The 17,124-nt window shown below is 57.4% G+C and carries 19 protein-coding genes and 1 tRNA gene; 10 read left to right on the forward strand and 10 right to left on the reverse strand.

All coding sequences use genetic code 11. From position 1 onward, the window contains the following. Positions 1-17: 17 nt before the first annotated feature. Positions 18-1,007: a TerC family protein gene (locus QO005_RS11620; RefSeq protein WP_307158200.1), complete on the reverse strand. Its 990-nt coding sequence runs from the start codon at positions 1,005-1,007 to the stop codon at positions 18-20. A gap of 331 nt (positions 1,008-1,338) precedes the next feature. Here QO005_RS11620 and rpsD point away from each other — a divergent pair, with 331 nt between their 5' ends. The 6 genes from rpsD to QO005_RS11650 all read left to right on the forward strand — a co-directional run bounded on the left by rpsD (position 1,339) and on the right by QO005_RS11650 (position 6,877). Further along, positions 1,339-1,956: a 30S ribosomal protein S4 gene (rpsD, locus tag QO005_RS11625; protein WP_307158201.1), complete on the forward strand. Its 618-nt coding sequence runs from the start codon at positions 1,339-1,341 to the stop codon at positions 1,954-1,956. Between the two features lie 102 nt (positions 1,957-2,058). Then, on the forward strand, positions 2,059-2,985 hold the full coding sequence (locus tag QO005_RS11630) for a glutaminase (protein WP_307158309.1): 927 nt from the start codon (positions 2,059-2,061) through the stop codon (positions 2,983-2,985). A 249-nt stretch (positions 2,986-3,234) separates the two neighbouring features. Next, complete coding sequence (locus tag QO005_RS11635) at positions 3,235-4,026, forward strand: ChbG/HpnK family deacetylase (protein WP_307158202.1); 792 nt, start codon at positions 3,235-3,237, stop codon at positions 4,024-4,026. 51 nt (positions 4,027-4,077) lie between these two features. After that, positions 4,078-4,992 carry a tRNA 2-thiocytidine(32) synthetase TtcA gene (gene ttcA / locus QO005_RS11640; RefSeq protein WP_307158203.1) on the forward strand — a complete coding sequence of 305 codons (915 nt, stop codon included), beginning with the start codon at positions 4,078-4,080 and terminating at the stop codon, positions 4,990-4,992. 12 nt (positions 4,993-5,004) lie between these two features. Next, positions 5,005-5,832: an inositol monophosphatase family protein gene (locus QO005_RS11645; RefSeq protein WP_307158204.1), complete on the forward strand. Its 828-nt coding sequence runs from the start codon at positions 5,005-5,007 to the stop codon at positions 5,830-5,832. Positions 5,833-6,055: 223 nt separating this feature from the next. Beyond that, positions 6,056-6,877, forward strand: coding sequence for an inositol monophosphatase family protein (locus tag QO005_RS11650; protein WP_307158205.1), 822 nt, complete (start codon positions 6,056-6,058; stop codon positions 6,875-6,877). 110 nt (positions 6,878-6,987) lie between these two features. On the opposite strand, the gene QO005_RS11655 is transcribed toward QO005_RS11650, so the two are convergent. The 5 genes from QO005_RS11655 to purL all read right to left on the reverse strand — a co-directional run bounded on the left by QO005_RS11655 (position 6,988) and on the right by purL (position 11,593). Next, on the reverse strand, positions 6,988-8,199 hold the full coding sequence (locus QO005_RS11655; RefSeq protein ID WP_307158310.1) for a multidrug effflux MFS transporter: 1,212 nt from the start codon (positions 8,197-8,199) through the stop codon (positions 6,988-6,990). Between the two features lie 145 nt (positions 8,200-8,344). Continuing rightward, the gene (gene grxD / locus QO005_RS11660; RefSeq protein WP_307158206.1) at positions 8,345-8,680 is read right to left on the reverse strand and encodes a Grx4 family monothiol glutaredoxin; all 336 of its coding nucleotides are present in this window, start codon (positions 8,678-8,680) and stop codon (positions 8,345-8,347) included. A gap of 113 nt (positions 8,681-8,793) precedes the next feature. Next, positions 8,794-8,997, reverse strand: a complete 204-nt coding sequence (locus QO005_RS11665; protein WP_307158207.1) for a hypothetical protein — start codon at positions 8,995-8,997, stop codon at positions 8,794-8,796. Positions 8,998-9,099: 102 nt separating this feature from the next. Beyond that, a complete protein-coding gene (locus tag QO005_RS11670; protein WP_307158208.1) occupies positions 9,100-9,336 on the reverse strand; it encodes a BolA/IbaG family iron-sulfur metabolism protein in 237 nt (78 codons plus the stop codon). A gap of 19 nt (positions 9,337-9,355) precedes the next feature. Further along, a complete protein-coding gene (gene purL, locus QO005_RS11675; RefSeq protein ID WP_307158209.1) occupies positions 9,356-11,593 on the reverse strand; it encodes a phosphoribosylformylglycinamidine synthase subunit PurL in 2,238 nt (745 codons plus the stop codon). Between the two features lie 273 nt (positions 11,594-11,866). Here purL and QO005_RS11680 point away from each other — a divergent pair, with 273 nt between their 5' ends. Together QO005_RS11680 and QO005_RS11685 are read left to right on the forward strand one after the other, a co-directional pair. After that, positions 11,867-12,460, forward strand: a complete 594-nt coding sequence (locus tag QO005_RS11680; RefSeq protein WP_307158311.1) for a J domain-containing protein — start codon at positions 11,867-11,869, stop codon at positions 12,458-12,460. Between the two features lie 437 nt (positions 12,461-12,897). Next, on the forward strand, positions 12,898-13,290 hold the full coding sequence (locus tag QO005_RS11685; protein ID WP_307158210.1) for a helix-turn-helix domain-containing protein: 393 nt from the start codon (positions 12,898-12,900) through the stop codon (positions 13,288-13,290). A gap of 60 nt (positions 13,291-13,350) precedes the next feature. Here QO005_RS11685 and lipB read toward each other — a convergent pair whose 3' ends face one another. Beyond that, a complete protein-coding gene (lipB, locus tag QO005_RS11690; RefSeq protein WP_307158211.1) occupies positions 13,351-14,076 on the reverse strand; it encodes a lipoyl(octanoyl) transferase LipB in 726 nt (241 codons plus the stop codon). 238 nt (positions 14,077-14,314) lie between these two features. Here lipB and QO005_RS11695 point away from each other — a divergent pair. Then, positions 14,315-14,399, forward strand: a tRNA-Leu gene (locus QO005_RS11695). Positions 14,400-14,650: 251 nt separating this feature from the next. Continuing rightward, the gene (locus QO005_RS11700; RefSeq protein WP_307158212.1) at positions 14,651-15,481 is read left to right on the forward strand and encodes an ABC transporter permease; all 831 of its coding nucleotides are present in this window, start codon (positions 14,651-14,653) and stop codon (positions 15,479-15,481) included. A gap of 31 nt (positions 15,482-15,512) precedes the next feature. On the opposite strand, the gene QO005_RS11705 is transcribed toward QO005_RS11700, so the two are convergent. The 3 genes from QO005_RS11705 to QO005_RS11715 are packed head-to-tail and all read right to left on the reverse strand — an operon-like array spanning position 15,513 to position 17,010. Further along, positions 15,513-16,580, reverse strand: a complete 1,068-nt coding sequence (locus tag QO005_RS11705; protein ID WP_307158213.1) for a tyrosine-type recombinase/integrase — start codon at positions 16,578-16,580, stop codon at positions 15,513-15,515. Positions 16,581-16,586: 6 nt separating this feature from the next. After that, a complete protein-coding gene (locus tag QO005_RS11710; RefSeq protein ID WP_307158214.1) occupies positions 16,587-16,793 on the reverse strand; it encodes a hypothetical protein in 207 nt (68 codons plus the stop codon). After that, positions 16,780-17,010 (reverse strand): hypothetical protein, encoded by a 231-nt coding sequence (locus QO005_RS11715; protein WP_307158215.1) that lies wholly within the window; start codon positions 17,008-17,010, stop codon positions 16,780-16,782. Before QO005_RS11715 ends, QO005_RS11710 begins: the two co-directional genes overlap by 14 nt. Positions 17,011-17,124 lie beyond the last annotated feature (114 nt).

The raw sequence follows: 17,124 nt of genomic DNA on the forward strand, positions 1-17,124 counted from the left end.
GCTGGATCTCGGAGAGATTACTCCGAGATTGCCTTTTTCTCGTCTTCCTTCCGCGTCGCCCAGAGCGAGCCGATGATACCGGCGGCCAGGATGCCGAGCGTGATGGTCAGCGAGATCATCGGCGGGATCTTGGCAAGGCCGAGCATGTCGGCGATGAAGATCTTGGAACCGATGAAGATCAGCACGACCGACAGCGCATATTTGAGGTAAGCGAAGCGGTGGATCAGGGCTGACAGGGCGAAATAGAGCGCCCGGAGACCCAGAATGGCGAAGATGTTCGAGGTGTAGACGATATAAGGGTCGGTGGTGATGGCGAAGATGGCCGGGATCGAGTCGACCGCGAAGACGAGGTCCACGAATTCGACCATGATCAGCGCCAGCAGCAGTGGCGTGATATAGGTCTTCATCTTGCCGGTCTGTTCATCGGCCTTGCGCACCACGAAGTGATCGCCTTCCAGCTTTTCGGTCACCGGCAGGTGCCGGCGCACGAATTTCAGCACGGGATTGGAGGCGACGTCATATTCCTTGTCGGCGCTCAGCAGCATCTTCACGCCGGTAAAGACCAGGAAGGCTGCGAAGAAATAGAGAACCCAATGGTAGCTTTCGACAATGGCCGCACCGGCGGCGATCATGATGCCACGCAGGATGATGACGCCCAGGATACCGTAAAGCAGCACACGGTGCTGGTAGGCGCGGGGAATGGCGAAATAGCTGAAGATCATGGCAATGACGAAGATATTGTCCATCGCCAGACTTTTTTCGATCACGAAGCCGGTGAGATATTCAAGGCCCGCCTGCTGGCCTGATTGCCACCAAATCCAGCCGCCGAACAGCACGCCGAGCGCAATATAGAAGGCAGAAAAGGCAAAGCTCTCGGCCATGCCGATTTCCTTGCTTTTCTTATGGAGAACGCCGAGATCGAGAACGAGAAGAAAGAGAACGATTGCGATGAAGAAAAGCCACATCCAGACTGGCTTGCCCATCATGTCGACCCAAAGAAAATCCATAGGAGGGTTTCCTTACCGGAAGGGTTTTTGATTACAGCATCGACATCACGGGAATCCGGCACTCGCGTCAGAGGGGCCCGATGCTGCATTGCCCCGTAGATGTGGCGGCCACGATCACGTTTCAAGCCTTCTTCTTGACATTTTTGTTGGGCGGGACTAGAGACCCCGCCAGCACAGGGTAGAAATGTCCGGTGTTACCATGACATGTCCCGTGGCGACTTCCTTTCTTATGAAAAATGAAGTGCCTGTCAGGAGCGCCGCAAGGCAATCCAAAGGAGGGCGTGTTTCCTGAACAACAAGCCCGCAAGGGCATAAAAACCAAGGAAATACGATGAGCAAGCGCGCATCTTCCAAGTACAAAATCGATCGTCGTATGGGCGAAAACATCTGGGGCCGTCCGAAGTCCCCGGTCAATCGCCGCGAATACGGCCCGGGCCAGCACGGCCAGCGCCGCAAGGGCAAGCTCTCCGACTTCGGCGTGCAGCTGCGCGCCAAGCAGAAGCTGAAGGGCTATTACGGCGATATCCGCGAGAAGCAGTTCCGCGCCATCTATGAAGAAGCCAACCGCCGCAAGGGCGACACCGGCGAAAACCTGATCGGCCTGCTCGAATCGCGCCTGGACGCCATCGTCTATCGCGCCAAGTTCGTTCCGACCGTCTGGGCGGCTCGCCAGTTCGTCAACCACGGCCACGTGACCGTGAACGGCGTTCGCGTCAACATCGGCTCCTATCGCTGCAAGCCCGGCGATGTGATCGAAGTTCGTCAGAAGTCCAAGCAGCTCGTTACGGTTCTGGAATCCGTCCAGCTCGCCGAGCGTGATGTTCCGGACTACATCGAAGTTGACCACAACAAGATGGTTGCAACCTTCGCCCGCATTCCCGGCCTCACCGATGTTCCGTACCCGGTCATCATGGAGCCGCAGCTGGTCGTCGAATTCTATTCGCGCTGATTTTGCTTGTGCAATGGGGAAAGCCGTCCTTCGGGGCGGCTTTTTCTGTTTGCAGTGCAGCAGGAACAAGGCAGAATGGCTTTGGGGAAAGACGAGGGACAGATGGATCTGCAAGCCATTGTGGATGACATCGCAAGTATGATGGCGCCGCGCCTGGGTGAAGGGCGCGTGGCGGATTACATACCCGAGCTTGCCAATATCGATCCCCGGCAGTTTGGTCTTGCCGTTACCACGGTGGATGGCCAGACTTTCCACTCCGGCGATGCGACCACCGCCTTTTCGGTGCAGAGCATTTCCAAGGTCTTCATGCTCACGCTGGCTTTGGGCAAGGCTGGGGAAAGCATCTGGAAGCGGGTGGGGCGTGAACCTTCGGGTTCGGCTTTCAACTCTATCGTCCAGCTGGAGCACGAGCACGGCATTCCGCGTAACCCCTTCATCAATGCCGGGGCCATCGTCATCACCGACATGGTGCTGGCCGGCCACAAGCCGCGTGAGGCGATTGGCGAGTTCCTGCGGTTCATTCGCTTTCTGGCGGATGACGAGAGCATAACCATTGATGAGAAGGTGGCGCGCTCAGAGCAGGCCACAGGCTTCCGCAACTTTGCGCTTGCCAATTTCATGCGCTCCTTCGGCAATCTGGAGCATCCGGCGGATCTGGTGCTCGGCACCTATTTTCACCAGTGCGCCCTTGCCATGAGCTGCGTGCAGCTTTCGCGGGCCGGTCTGTTCCTTGCCAATCGCGGCACCAATCCGCTGACGGGCTTTTCCGTGGTCTCACCGAAGCGGGCGCGCCGTATCAATGCGCTGATGCTGACCTGCGGCCATTACGACGGCTCGGGTGATTTTGCCTATCACGTCGGCCTGCCAGGCAAGAGCGGCGTAGGTGGCGGCATTCTGGCGATAGCACCGGGCAAGGCATCCATTGCAGTCTGGTCGCCTGGCTTGAACAAGGTCGGCAATTCGGCGCTCGGCTCCGAAGCGCTGGAGATGCTGGCCATCCGCACCGGATGGTCGGTGTTCGGAAATTGAGTTTTGCCGCTCTTCGGAGCATGTCCGGGTCCTTGGAAGGATTTCCTGCCCCGGCTGCTTCAGGCGGCTTCGTGAAACAGGTGCAGGCGCGATCTGAAAAAAAAGTCGGCGTCTGCCACAACAGGGAACCTGGGTTTTTCCTGAGTTGCCGCAGTGCAAAAAAATGTGTCTGCTGAGGGGTCGCCGAAGGGCGATACACGCAGATACCCGCATGGCGACAGCCGCAACACAGTGAGAGTCTCGATGCTGATGATGGATATACGAGCCAATAAAAAGCCGCTCCATATCATTGCGGACGGATATGGTCTGTCGCCCGGGGTGGATGCGGCCATTCGTGCCCTCCTGGAGCAGCGCAAGGTGCGCGGCACCAGCTGCATGACCGTGTTTGCCGATTGGCGTGATGAAGCCGAATTGCTGATGCCGGTGATTGACGCCTGTGGCGGCGAGGTCGGTCTGCATCTGACCCTGACGAGTTTCATGCCGCTGAGCGGGGTTAAGCCGATGTGTTCGCTGCGGCGGCGCATTTCGCAATGGCTGCTGGGCGGGGTGGACAAGGGCAAGCTGCAGCGGGAGCTGGATGCCCAGCTCAACGCCTTCGTGGATGCCGTAGGCCGCGTGCCGGATTATATCGATGGCTACCAGCATGTGCACTTCCTGCCGGTGGTGCGTGACTGGCTGAAGGCGCGGCGGGAACTGCTGATCAGCCCGCGTGGCAAGAGCCCATGGCTGCGCGGCGAGCCGCAGCAGGGGCTGGCGCTGGGCCTGCCGCAGCGAGGCAAGATTGCCGTGGTGGAGCGCATGGCCAATGGCTTCAACGCGGAAATGCGCGAGGCCGGTTATGAAGTGCGCGGCCCGCTGGTCGGCTTTTATGAAAAGCGCAATCCGCAGCGGTTCCGCGAGACCCTGCAATTCGTGCTGCGCAACGCGCCGGATGATGCGGTCATGATGTGCCGTCCCGGCATCGTGGATCCGGTTTTGGTTGCCCGCGAGCGCCGGGTGGCAACGCGAGAGGTTGAATTCGCGGAACTGATGCGGCAGTAAGGGTTGAGACCGGACGGGCAGCGACCGGCTTACAGATGGGGAACCCTATTGATGACAGCCGCCTTGCAGCCTGCGCTGGATGAGAATGAGAGTGTGATAGCCGAAGACGAGGTCTCCGGTCATGCGCTCTTTGCCCATGCGCCGCGCAGCGTTTCCTTCAACAAGCTGAGAAAGCGGCTGCTGCGGCAGTTGCGGCAGGCGCTGGAGGATTTCGACATGCTGAAAGGCCAGAAGCGCTGGCTGATCGGCCTTTCCGGCGGCAAGGACAGCTATGGCCTGCTGGCGCTGCTCCTGGATCTCAAGTGGCGCGGCCTGCTGCCGGTGGAGCTCATTACCTGCAATCTCGATCAGGGCCAGCCCAATTTTCCCAAGCATGTCCTGCCGGACTATCTGACCTCGATCGGCGTGGCTCATCGGATCGAATATCGCGATACCTATTCCATCGTGAAGGAAAAGGTGCCGCAGGGCGCTACCTATTGCTCGCTTTGTTCAAGGCTGCGGCGTGGCAATCTTTACCGAATCGCCCGGGAGGAAGGCTGTGATGCGCTGGTGCTCGGCCATCACCGCGAGGATATTCTCGAAACCTTCTTCATGAATTTCTTTCACGGTGGCCGGCTTGCGGCCATGCCGCCAAAGCTTCTCAATGACGAAGGGGACCTGATGGTGCTGCGCCCGCTGGCCTATGCGGCGGAGGACGATCTGGCCAAATTTGCCGCCGCCATGCAGTTTCCCATCATTCCCTGCGATCTCTGCGGCTCGCAGGATGGCTTGCAGCGCAATGCGATGAAGGAGATGCTGGCGGGCATCGAGGCGAAAATGCCGGGCCGCAAGGATGCCATGCTGCGGGCGCTGGCGCATGTAAACCCCTCGCATCTGATGGATCGCACGCTTTTTGACTTTTCTGCCCTTGCTGTCACGAAGCCTTCACATGAGGAGAGCAAAGGCGCAGGTCTCGACTTTATCTAAGGATCATCTTCCGTGTTTCAGGATCAGGATGTCGAACTGGTGCTCCAGTTCGTCCAGCAGGCTGCCGCAGCCGAAATCTTCCCCCGCTTCCGCCGTCTTGCCGCCACCGATGTGGTGGAAAAGAAATCCTCCATCGATCTCGTGACCGATGCCGACCTTCTGTCGGAAAAGCACATGACGGAGAACCTGCTGGCGCGCTGGCCGGATGCGCTGGTGGTGGGCGAGGAGGCCTGCGAGACCAATCCGGCGCTGATCGAGGCGTTGCGCGAAGCCGAGCTTGCCTTCGTCATCGACCCCGTCGACGGCACCTTCAATTTCCAGGCCGGGCTGCCGATCTATGGCACCAATATGGCTGTCGTTAGTAAGGGGCAGACGGTGGCTGGCATCATTCATGATTCCGTGCTGGGAGACAGCCTGATTGCGATAAAGGGCGCAGGCGCGCGCATGCGGCGGGCCGATGGGGTGGAAACCGCCGTGAAGGTGGCAGCGCCTGTCGATCTCTCTCTAATGGTCGGCACCATTTCCATCAACGACCTCGGCTACGGCGAAAAGCGCCGCATTGCCGGCAATCTTGCCAAGACCAAGATGGCCTTCGGCTATAATTGCTCGGCCTATGAATATTGGATGGCCGCGACCGGAAAGGTGCATTTCATCGGCCATCACAAGCTGATGCCGTGGGATCATCTGGCGGGCGTGCTGATCCACGCCGAGGCCGGTGGCATCACGGCGAAATTCGACGGCTCGCCCTATCTGCCGGGCGAGACGACAGGAGGCATTCTCTCCGCGCCCGACCGGGAGAGCTGGGAGATGATACTGCGGGAAATCGTTCACGCTGAATAAAGCACGTTGCGGCTTATCAGCCTCATGCAACGTGCTTTACTGCATAATTCCTTAAATCGGAATCGATTTAAGGCTAAAATTATGCAGCAGATTTAAAGCGTTACAGCGAACCTTTGTGCGCCATATATGGCGCACGGCGCTGTAATGTCTTGTTTTAGCGCATGTCGCGCAAAGCCGCTGCGCACTTTTGCGCGACATGCTTTAGTCAATGAAAGGACGCGCCATGGATACGCTTGATATCGCCGCACTCGCAAACCTGCTGCAGGAGGCGGCGGTACAGGAAATCCTGCCGCGGTTCCGCAATCTCGGTGAGGACGATGTCCGCATTAAGACGGAGGCCATCGACCTCGTCACCGAGGCGGATGAGGCCGCTGAAAGGGTAATCCGTGCCGGGATCGAGCGTCTTCTGCCTGAGGCGCTGTTCATTGGCGAGGAGGCCGTGGCGGCAGATCCGGCACTCCTTGGCAAGATCAAGGATGCCGACCTTGCCGTCATCGTCGATCCCATTGACGGCACTTTCAATTTTGCCGCCGGTCTGACGCTGTTCGGCGTCATGATGAGTGTGGTGAAGGCGGGCGAGACGGTGGCCGGGCTCATCTACGATCCCATCGGCAATGACTGGGCAATTGCGGAAAAGGGCAGCGGCGCGTGGCTCTGCAAGGCTGATGGCGAGCAGGAGCAGATGAATGTCGTTCCGGCGCCTGAGCTTTCCCAGATGATCGGCATTGCCAATACCGGCTTTTTCGATCTGGAGACGCGGCGAAAAATCCTGGCCAATCTGGCGGATGTGCGGCTCTTCACCAGCTATCGCTGTGCGGCGCACGAGTACCGCATCCTGGCGCAGGGGCACCTGCATTTCGCCATGTATAACAAGCTGATGCCCTGGGACCATCTGGCCGGAACGCTGCTGATGCAGGAAGCTGGAGCCTATGCTGCCCGCTTCGATGGCACGCCCTATCTGCCGCATCATACCGATGGCGGGCTGCTGATTGCGCCCGACAAGGACGCTTGGCAGGAGTTGCGGGAAAAAGTTTTTACCGTTTGATTTCGGAATAAGTGTAAATGCGTTCATGATCCGCCGCCTGACAGGCGGCGGATTTTTCGTTTACCATCATGTCCCCAGAACTCGGAAGTTCCTGTTCTGCTTGAATTGCGTCACTCTTTGACAGGTGCGTTCTGCGGACGGAACAGCTTGCCCTTCTCCGCCAGCAGCACAAAAAGCAAGCCGATGATGCCGAGGAAGAAATAGCCGCAGACGAGCGGCGTTGCCGTTCCATCATAGGCCTGACCGATAAACGCGCCGATGGTGGAGCCACCCACCGTACCCATGAAGCCCAGCACGGAAGAGGCCGTTCCGGCCACATGGCCCAGCGGCTCCATGGCAAGCGCGTTGAAATTGGCGCCGATCCAGCCGAACTGGAACATGGAGAAGCTGAAAAAGGCCATGAACAGCAGGAAAGGCATGGGACTTGGCCCCATGACCTGCACAAGCAGCCATATGCCTGTGGTGCAGATGAAGCCGATCAGCGACCAATGCGAAAGCTTGCGAATGCCAAGCTTGACGACGAGCTTTGAATTGATGAAGGCGGAGCCGGACATCAGCACCGCCACGGTGGCGAAGGCCACGGGTGTCCATTTTCCAAGACCATAGATTTCTCCATAGACCTGCTGCGCCGAGTTGATGAAGCCGAAGAGCGCACCGAAGACGAAGGCGCTGGCGATCGTATAACAAAGCGCCGTCCGGTTTGTCAGAACGATCTTGAAGCCGGAGAGAATGACCGAAGGTGTGAACGGACGGACATTCTGAGGGTCCAGGGTCTCCGGCATCCGCAGGAACATCCAGCCACCGACGAGCATGCCGCCCAGGCCGATGAAGATGAAGATCAGGTGCCATTCGCCCAGGAACAGGATGGCCTGACCCGTGCCCGGTGCGATGATCGGCACGATCATGAAGACCATCATGATGAGCGAGGAGACCTCGGCCATCTGGCGTCCGCCATAGACGTCACGAACGATGGAAATGGTGATGACACGCGTTCCCGCCGAGCCCGCACCCTGAATGAAGCGCAGGATGAGCAGCGTGGTAAAGGAGGAGGTTGCGGTAATCGCGAAGGCGCCGATGACATAGACCACAAGGCCCAGCAACAGCGGAATGCGCCGGCCGAAACGGTCGGAAAGCGGTCCATAGAACAATTGTGCAACGCCAAAGCCGAGAAGGTAGGCGGTGACGATCAACTGGCGGTGGTTTTCGTTGGTGACCTGCAGCGATTCGCCAATCTGCTGCAGGGCTGGAAGCATGATATCGACGGCGAGGGCATTCAACGCCATCAATGCCGCGCAAATGGCAACAAATTCTGCCTTGCCCATGCCTCTGAGGACCGTGGGCGTGCTTGTGGATGAAACGGACATTGCGTAATCCAGAACAACAAAAAAGCGCCGCAACGCGACGCTTCGTGGGGGAGGGTTGCCCCTATCTCTTAACGGCTAAACCGCTGGCTGTCGCCCAAAAAAATCAGGCAGCACCCTTTGTGGTTATTCCTTTTTCCTGCAGATGCGTCTGCAATTCCCCAGCCTGGAACATTTCGCGGACAATATCGCAGCCGCCGATGAATTCGCCCTTGACATAGAGCTGCGGAATGGTCGGCCAGTTGGAATAATCTTTGATGCCCTGGCGGATTTCCTGATCGGCCAGCACATTGATGCCCTTATAGTCGACACCGATATAATCGAGAATCTGCACGACCTGACCGGAGAAGCCGCACTGCGGAAACTGCGGCGTGCCCTTCATGAACAGAACCACGTCGTTGTTCTTGATTTCGTTGCTAATGAATTCCTGTACGCCGCTCATGGTTTTTCCTTTCACATGCGGGTCAAGGCCGCTGCTTTGCCGGATATCTGTTGTCTCGTATATAGGTAGTTTTTTCGTCCGAGAAAAGCACTCTACAGTAAAACAGGCCGTTTTCAGCCGCGATTGCGGGTGATGCGGCGCGCCTGACGGGCCGACTTGCTGCGATGATTGGCGCGGGCCACCACCACTTTTTTCTCGGAAACCGGCTCCGCTGAGGCGGGACGGCGGCGATTTTCCTTGTGGCGGCGACGTTCGGCGAATTCCGCCTTGATGGTGCGCACGAGGTCGCGGATGAAACTGGTCAGCGGATTGCTCATCTTGCAAGATCCATTAGGGTGCCGGGGAAGACTGTCATCATCCCGAAAGGCAGGCAAAGACAAAAAGACGTGATAGTTTGAAGACCCGCCAGAAATGGCAGGTCAGGCTTCAGGAACCGAAGTTTGCAGGGCGAGTGCGTGCAGCACTCCGCCCATATTGCCCTTCAGCGCGTCATAGACCATCTGGTGCTGCTGCACGCGGGTCTTGCCGCGAAAGGCCTCCGCAACGACTTCCGCTGCATAATGGTCGCCGTCGCCCGCCAGGTCGCGTATCACCACCTTGGCGCCGGGAATGCCCGCCTTGATCAGGTCTTCAATATCGCCGGGTTTCATGGCCATGATGCTGCTCCCTCTCTCGTTATTCTGCGGCGGCCAGAACGTCGCCCGTGCCATCCATGAAGGCAGGGAACCATGATTCATGCGCCTTGCGCAATTCGTCAACGGCAATCGTGCAAACGCCGCTGATTGAAAGCGCAGAACCGCCCACCTTGCCAAGACGGCGGAAGGGCACACCGGCACCTTCGGCATTGGCACAGATGAAATTGGCGAGATCGGCAGGCACCGTCACGACGTAGCGGGCCTGATCCTCACCGAACAGCAGTGCATGGTTCGGGCCGCGGCTTTCGGAGAGGTCGATGTCCAGACCCTTGGCCGATGCGATGGCCATTTCCGCCAGCGCCAGCGCCAGACCGCCCGAGGAAATATCGTGGGCTGCCGTGATCTGACCGTTGCGGATGGCCGAGCGGACGAAATCGCCATTGCGGCGTTCGGCGTGCAGATCCACTTCCGGAGCGGGGCCATCGGTGCGGCCCAGGATATCGCGCAGATAAATGGAGCTGCCGAGATGCGAACCGTCCGTGCCGATCAACAGCACATGATCGCCTTCCTCAGCCGAGCCGATCTTGGCCATGCGCTTCCAATCCGGCAGCAGGCCAACACCCGCAATGGTCGGCGTGGGCAGAATGGCAACACCATTCGTCTCGTTGTAAAGCGAGACATTGCCCGAAACGATCGGGAAATCGAGAGCCCGGCAGGCTTCGCCGATGCCCTTGATGGCTTCCACGAACTGGCCCATGATTTCCGGCTTCTCCGGATTGCCGAAGTTCAGATTGTCGGTCGCGGCCAGCGGCTCTGCGCCGGTTGCGGTGATGTTGCGCCAGCATTCCGCCACCGCCTGCTTACCGCCCTCGAAGGGATCCGCCTCGACATAACGCGGCGTGACATCGGAGGAGAAGGCGAGTGCCTTGCTGGGATGATTTTCCACGCGGATCACACCCGCATCCCCACCCGGCACCTGCAGGGAATTGCCCTGGATCAGCGTATCATATTGTTCATAGACCCAGCGGCGGCTGGACTGGTTGGGCGAGCCGACGAGCTTGAGGATAGCTTCGCGGTAATCCGCCGGTTCGTCCACCAGATTAGCCGGCAGCGGCGCACGCTTGTCGGACTGACGCCAGGGGCGATCATATTCCGGTGCCTCATCGCCCAGTTCCTTGATCGGCAGGTTTGCGACTTCCTCACCCTGATGGATGATGCGAAAACGCAGATCGTCGGTGGTCTTGCCGACGATGGCGAAATCCAGACCCCACTTGACGAAGATTGCCTTGGCTTCGGCCTCCTTTTCCGGCTTCAGCACCATGAGCATGCGCTCCTGGCTTTCCGAAAGCATCATTTCATAGGCCGTCATGTTCTCTTCACGCACCGGCACCTTATCGAGGTCGAGTTCGATGCCGAGATCGCCCTTGGCGCCCATTTCAACCGCAGAACAGGTGAGGCCTGCGGCTCCCATGTCCTGAATGGCGATGACGGCTCCGGTTGCCATCAATTCAAGGCATGCTTCCAGCAAGCATTTTTCGGTGAAGGGATCGCCGACCTGCACGGTCGGGCGCTTTTCCTCGATGGATTCGTCAAATTCAGCAGAAGCCATGGTTGCGCCGCCGACGCCGTCACGGCCAGTCTTGGCGCCGAGATAGACCACCGGCAGGCCTACGCCTTCCGCCTTGGAATAGAAGATGGCATCGGTACGGGCGAGACCGGCGGCAAAGGCGTTGACGAGAATATTGCCGTTATAGCGTTCGTCGAACTCCACTTCGCCGCCGACGGTGGGCACGCCGAAGGAATTGCCGTAACCACCGACACCGGCCACCACGCCAGCCACCAGATGCTTGGTCTTGGGATGATCCGGCGCGCCGAAGCGCAGCGCATTCATGGCCGCAACAGGCCGTGCGCCCATGGTGAAGACGTCACGCAGAATGCCGCCAACGCCGGTGGCAGCGCCCTGATAGGGCTCGATATAGGAGGGATGGTTATGGCTCTCCATTTTGAAGACAACGCAATCGCCGTCGTCGATATCCACGACACCGGCATTTTCACCCGGTCCCTGGATAACGCGCGGGCCTTTGGTGGGCAGGGTGCGCAGCCATCTCTTGGAGGACTTGTAGGAGCAGTGCTCGTTCCACATGGCAGAGAAAATGCCAAGCTCGGTAAAACTCGGCTCACGCCCGATCAATTGCAGGATCCGGTCATATTCCTCCGGCTTCAATCCGTGGGATGCAACCAGTTCCGGGGTGATCGGGATGGAGTTCGGGATCGTCATGGCTCTCTCTGCTATCCGGCGTGGGCGTTTTGCCGCTCTTTTATAGCAGGCTTGCGGCTTGCGCGACTGGAAAATGCGGCTTTTCCATGCTGTGGATGACGCGTGGCGCAACCGGGTTGGGGATAGCGCGAATCTTTCCACATTTTTGCCCCGGCCTGCGCTACACTTGTGGCTGATTTGTGCAGCGGCTTTTCCTAACCAAAAGACGAGGAACAGCCTGCAAACTCCTCAGATTTCTGGTGAAAAGGTGTTTCTGTGATCGATCCCTATGCCATGCTCGGATTGGAGCGCGATGCCGATGAAGCGGCCATCAAGGCGGCCTATCGCAGAAAGGCAAAGAATGCCCATCCCGATACGGGCGGCGACACGGAAGAGTTTGGCCGCATCACCGCCTCTTATGAATTGTTGAAGGATCCGGTGCGCCGGAAGGTCTATGACGACACCGGTTACGATCCGCAACTGGCCGATGTGGCCGACCTCAAGGGCCTGATGGTGCTGGAAACGCTGATCAACGACATGATTCTCGATGAGCGCGAACCGGGCAGCTTCGATCCCGTGGCCGGGCTGCGTCGCAAGCTCACCGATGATATCCTGAAAGCGCGTTTTCATATTCTGGAACTGGAGCGGCATCGCACGCGCATCCGCAAGCACATGGACCGGCTGGGCCGCAAGCCGGAGACGGATGTGCTGGGCTCCATGCTGCGCGCCCGCACCCAGTCCATTGCCGATGCTATCAAAACCGCTGAAACGCAGATCGATGCCATAGAGCGGGCTTATTCCATGCTGGAGGGATATTCCTACGAACTGGAACCTCCGGCGATCGGGCTGTCCGAGGCCGTTCCGGACTTGCCGAAGGCAGCGGAATAATACCAAGCGCCATTGAAAATGGCGCTTGGTATTCTTTTTTCGAATATCTCAAGCGTCTGACGCATCTTCGAGCCTTTGTATAAATCATATTTTTTGAATGTTTTAAGCTGATCCCGGTGATGCTTGCCTTTTTGCAAAACACCGGTCGCGAAGCTCCGAGAGCGTGCCGCAAACAAGACTGCATAATTCCTTAAATCGCAATAGGTTTAAGGTAAAATTGCGCAGCAGATATAAGGCGTTACAGCGATCTCTTATGCGCCATGCAGGGCGCACGGTGTTGTCATGCCCCATCCCTGCCACATTGGTAGGCTTTGAGCCTGACCGGAAATTTTTTTCCGACCATGGAACAAAACCGCCGTCACCGCCTTTGAGCGGCGATAGATCAAGTGGCGTCCGTGGCCAAGGCTACGAGCGCGCCGTCAAGGAGAAGGGACTCTATGGCTCGCTACGATCTGAACCTGCTTCTCAACATCAACGACGATACGTTGGGTGGGAGGCTGTCTGCTGCGCGGGACGCGGCTGGCATCGACCTTTCGACACTGGCGCTGCTGGCTGGCGTGCCGGTGCAAAGCCTGAAGGCCTGGGAAGCTGACCGCTGTGAAGCGGATCCGCATGGCTTGGCCGATGTGGCCGAGGCTCTCGGCGTTTGCGGCACCTGGCTTGCAACGGGTGAGGGAGCCGGACCCGATGAGGACCGCGCAAGCGGCAGCATGATTCCCGTCATGCGTCAGGAACTGACACGCCTGATGAAAATGTACGAGGAAACCGGTTCGATGATCGAAAAGCTTCATCAGCGTATCGATGATCTGGAGCAGCGCCGCGCCAGTTGATCGGCTGCCTCCTTTTTTGATTGTGGATTTTTTAAACCTATTCAGCAGAAAGCCGCTTGTTCAAGCGGCTTCCCCATCGTTGACGGTTTCACCGAAAACACTCTCGAACGCCTCCCTGAGGCGAATATCCACATCCGTCATCATCACTGGCAGCCCAAGGTCGGCAAGGCTTGTCACCCCATAGGCTGAAATGCCGCAAGGCACGATTCCGCCGTAATGGGAAAGGTCGGGTTCCACGTTCAGCGACAAGCCGTGGAAACTGACCCAACGCCGCAGCCGGATGCCAAGGGCGGCGATCTTGTCTTCGGTCACGGAGCCATCGGGCAGGGGTGGTTTGTCCGGCCGCCGTACCCAGACACCGACACGATCTTCGCGGCGCTCGCCCCGGACATTCATCAGACCAAGCGTGCGGATGACCACCTCTTCCAAAGCTGCCACATAGGCGCGCACATCCTGCCGCCGCCGTTTCAGGTCCAGCATCACATAGGCAATGCGCTGGCCGGGCCCATGATAGGTATATTCGCCGCCACGCCCCGTTGCGAAGACCGGAAAACGCTCCTTGTCCACCAGATCCTTCTCATCGGCACTGGTGCCGGCGGTATAAAGCGGCGGATGCTCCAAAAGCCAGACCAGTTCGTCAGCGCGGCCATCGGCAATGGCAGCCACTTCAGCCTCCATGGCGGCAAGTGCCTGATCATAGGGCACCAAATGATCGGAGATACGCCAACGTACGGGCGGGGAACCGGCCTTAGGGAACATTTCAAGCTGAAGATCGGTGCGGAGCATAGCAATCCCTTCCCTTATCAAAGGCCAGCGAATGACCGCGTCATTGACAGGAAAAGCGCGTGATTTCAAGGCTGCGAAAGCCGCAGGCCTTCAATCGCGAAAAATGTCATTTTCCCAAGGTCTTGGCAGGGGCATGGAAAGATTTCACAAAAATGTTGCAGTCTACCCTTGTGCACCCCCAAGGCATTTGCTAGATGCCTCCTCGCCGACGCAAATCGGCTCTGAAAGCTACCACGATGCGGTCGTGGCGGAATTGGTAGACGCGCAGCGTTGAGGTCGCTGTGGGGTAACCCGTGGAAGTTCGAGTCTTCTCGACCGCACCAAAGAACCCGGCCTTGAGCCGGGTTTTCTTTTTTCTCCAAAGGCTTAAGTTTTGATGTGTCCCACGTCAAAATGAGCGTGGGACACATTAAGTTTTTCTACCGATTGCCCGCCGAACTTCCGACGTGCTTGTGAACTGGTGAATTGCGCTAGGTTCAGCCTCTAGGTGGGTGTCTCGTGCGTGGATTGCTAAGGACTCGGAAAAGCCCAATTTTTAACGTACACCTAGACGGTAACGAATTCGGGGAAAGCCGTGAAAGAGATCACTGCGCAAAGGGTACAAGAGCCTGAGCTTCGCTCGACCATTACCGTGCGGGACGCAATACAGCAGAAATTCAACGTGATGCATGCTGTTATTTTGCGTGACATTCGTAGTCGCTATTTTAATCACGGGTTAGGGTTTTTGATTGTTCCACTTTTCCCGTTTGTTCACATCCTGTTGCTTCTCGGCGTTTATTTCGCTGTTTCGAAAAATTCTGAGTTTGGTGACGATCTTCAGCTTTTTTTTGCAACAGGTTTGCTACCTGTTATGACTTTCATGTACGTGTCTCGATTCATGTCGATTTCATTGTTGGCAAACAAATCGATGATGGCTTTTCCTGTTGTGCGTTTGCTGGATATAGTTCTGGCTCGAGCTTTTCTTGAATTTGTTGGTATAGTTATATCATTTTTATTTATTTATGTATACCTAATTTTTACAGGTTCAAATCCTGTTCCCATTCATCCTTCTGAGGCTTTGCTTGCCTTTTTCTTTACAGTAATACTGTCAATTGGATTCGGCATAACTGCCAGTGTTATTTCCGCCGTTGCGCCTGTATTTCCTATGATTTATGGTTTCTCTATGGTGATATTTTATCTCTCCTCTGGAGCTCCGATATATCTTCATTCTTTTCCAGAGTTAGCTTTGTATGGCTGCTCTTGGAACCCCGTGTTTCATGCTGTCGAATGGGTACGGTCTGCTTATTATCTCGGCTATCCGACTGATTATCTGGACAAGCGATATTTTATTGGTTTTGCTATTGGCAGTGTGTGCTTTGGGCTAATGCTAGAGCGTTTGCTGCGAAAAGTTGCTCTAGAAAATTGACAAAGGTGATGATTATGGGGCGGTCAGGGTGTCACAGCCAGGCCTCAGACACGTCTAACCGGTCCATGGCTTGCTGTGCCAGCTTCCACCTCTCCACACGCCGCGTGTAAACCTCGCTCGTCTTGGCCTCTGAATGGCCGAGAATGGCCATGATTTCATATTGGCTGCAGCCTTGTTCGGCCAGCAGCTCGGCTAGGCCCTTGCGCACACCATGTGCAGAGAGATGGGGCAGCCCAGCATCGATGCACCAGCGCTTGAACATGGCCGACATGGAATCACCGCTGGCAAACGGTTTGTTGCCGCGAGCGACGATGTAGGTTTCAGCTATTGTGCCCTGGCTATGGATTGCTGCTTTCAGGGGCTTGAGCAGGGGGATGGTCACTTCCGTTGATCCCTTTTTGGCAGGCACCCATCTTAGTGCCTCGAGGCCGTCCAGCATGCACTCGTGCCGGGGGCCAAGGAATGTCAGGTCTTCGATCCGGCATCCCGTCCAGAGCAGAATCGACATGGCAATGAAAGGCTTAGAGCCCGGTTTGTGATGGGCAAAGAAACGCTTCACGTCTGCCGACTTCCACGGGGTGGCGCCGTCGCCTTTCTTGTAGATTCGCTCGATGCCCTTGGCAGGATTGGTTTTGATGTGGCCGCGCTTGATCGCCCACTCATACATGACGCTTATGGCCTCGATAAAGGCGTCTGCCTGGGCGGGAGTGCTCGCCATTTTGTCCTGCATCTCGATCAGCTTCGCTTGCGGGATGAGCATGACCCGATCTGGATCCTCGATCAGGCGAGCCAGAAGGTTTCTTTTCTTTTTCAGCGTCTTGGCACTAGTAAGCTTCGCCTTTACCCTTTGCTCCATATGCTCAAAATAGCTATGCACCAGCCAGCCGATGGAACGGGGTTTCACAACCTCCGATGCCTTCTTTAACGGTGCTGGCTGCTCGCCATAACGGGCGAGCGTATATTGACGGCTGAAATCTTCATCGCCCGGCAGGCAAAAGATGCGAATGCGCTGCTTGGGGTTGCCAATCACCCTCACGCGGTAACGGATATTGCCCGAAGGCAGCTCTTCCTTGATAAGGCCTGGATAGCTGACTTTCATGGTTTTCTACCATTCCTTGAGGTCAGGGGAGGCTGGCTCGGCATCGCCTTCGACGCTCCCTGCAAATCGAATCTCAACAGTGCCGTCCTGAATAAGAAGACGATCGACCATGAGGCCTGCGCGTTTGGCGGCCTTCAAGGCTGCGGCCATTGCGTGTTCGCTGGCGCGTTTTCTGATGGGGCTTGCCCCCGGCACCTGTTCAGCCTTCCGCATTTTTTCTCTCCCCGTTCTGTGATTGCCAGTTCTTGAAATTGATCACGCTGCGGCGCTTTTGTTGCTGTTCAACCATTTCCACGTGGGCGGTGATACGCGCCACGGTGATCCAAACGCCGTCCTTGGTGCGCATTTGGAAGCGCGGAATGGTTTCGGCGGTGGCGCGGTTGGGAAGGGTGGAGGTTTTCGGCTTTCGCCGGGGCTTTGCGTTGCTCATGCGTGTTCCTTTCCTCCGGCACAAAGGCACGGCTGATCCGACGCGGCTGTAGAGGCGCGCGCTGCATGGATGGTCTGGGGATTGTCGAAAGGGTATCCGTTCGGGAAACCGCAG

It is taken from the genome of Allorhizobium paknamense (assembly GCF_030815125.1).
Lineage (GTDB): Bacteria > Pseudomonadota > Alphaproteobacteria > Rhizobiales > Rhizobiaceae > Allorhizobium > Allorhizobium paknamense.

Coding starts and splice junctions, on each gene's coding strand:
- QO005_RS11620 (WP_307158200.1), bottom strand. CDS start 1,007: ATGGATTTTCTTTGGGTCGACATGATGGGCAAGCCAGTCTGGATGTGG.
- rpsD (WP_307158201.1), top strand. CDS start 1,339: ATGAGCAAGCGCGCATCTTCCAAGTACAAAATCGATCGTCGTATGGGC.
- QO005_RS11630 (WP_307158309.1), top strand. CDS start 2,059: ATGGATCTGCAAGCCATTGTGGATGACATCGCAAGTATGATGGCGCCG.
- QO005_RS11635 (WP_307158202.1), top strand. CDS start 3,235: ATGATGGATATACGAGCCAATAAAAAGCCGCTCCATATCATTGCGGAC.
- ttcA (WP_307158203.1), top strand. CDS start 4,078: ATGACAGCCGCCTTGCAGCCTGCGCTGGATGAGAATGAGAGTGTGATA.
- QO005_RS11650 (WP_307158205.1), top strand. CDS start 6,056: ATGGATACGCTTGATATCGCCGCACTCGCAAACCTGCTGCAGGAGGCG.
- QO005_RS11655 (WP_307158310.1), bottom strand. CDS start 8,199: ATGGGCAAGGCAGAATTTGTTGCCATTTGCGCGGCATTGATGGCGTTG.
- grxD (WP_307158206.1), bottom strand. CDS start 8,680: ATGAGCGGCGTACAGGAATTCATTAGCAACGAAATCAAGAACAACGAC.
- QO005_RS11665 (WP_307158207.1), bottom strand. CDS start 8,997: ATGAGCAATCCGCTGACCAGTTTCATCCGCGACCTCGTGCGCACCATC.
- QO005_RS11670 (WP_307158208.1), bottom strand. CDS start 9,336: ATGGCCATGAAACCCGGCGATATTGAAGACCTGATCAAGGCGGGCATT.
- purL (WP_307158209.1), bottom strand. CDS start 11,593: ATGACGATCCCGAACTCCATCCCGATCACCCCGGAACTGGTTGCATCC.
- QO005_RS11680 (WP_307158311.1), top strand. CDS start 11,867: ATGCTCGGATTGGAGCGCGATGCCGATGAAGCGGCCATCAAGGCGGCC.
- QO005_RS11685 (WP_307158210.1), top strand. CDS start 12,898: ATGGCTCGCTACGATCTGAACCTGCTTCTCAACATCAACGACGATACG.
- lipB (WP_307158211.1), bottom strand. CDS start 14,076: ATGCTCCGCACCGATCTTCAGCTTGAAATGTTCCCTAAGGCCGGTTCC.
- QO005_RS11705 (WP_307158213.1), bottom strand. CDS start 16,580: ATGAAAGTCAGCTATCCAGGCCTTATCAAGGAAGAGCTGCCTTCGGGC.
- QO005_RS11710 (WP_307158214.1), bottom strand. CDS start 16,793: ATGCGGAAGGCTGAACAGGTGCCGGGGGCAAGCCCCATCAGAAAACGC.
- QO005_RS11715 (WP_307158215.1), bottom strand. CDS start 17,010: ATGAGCAACGCAAAGCCCCGGCGAAAGCCGAAAACCTCCACCCTTCCC.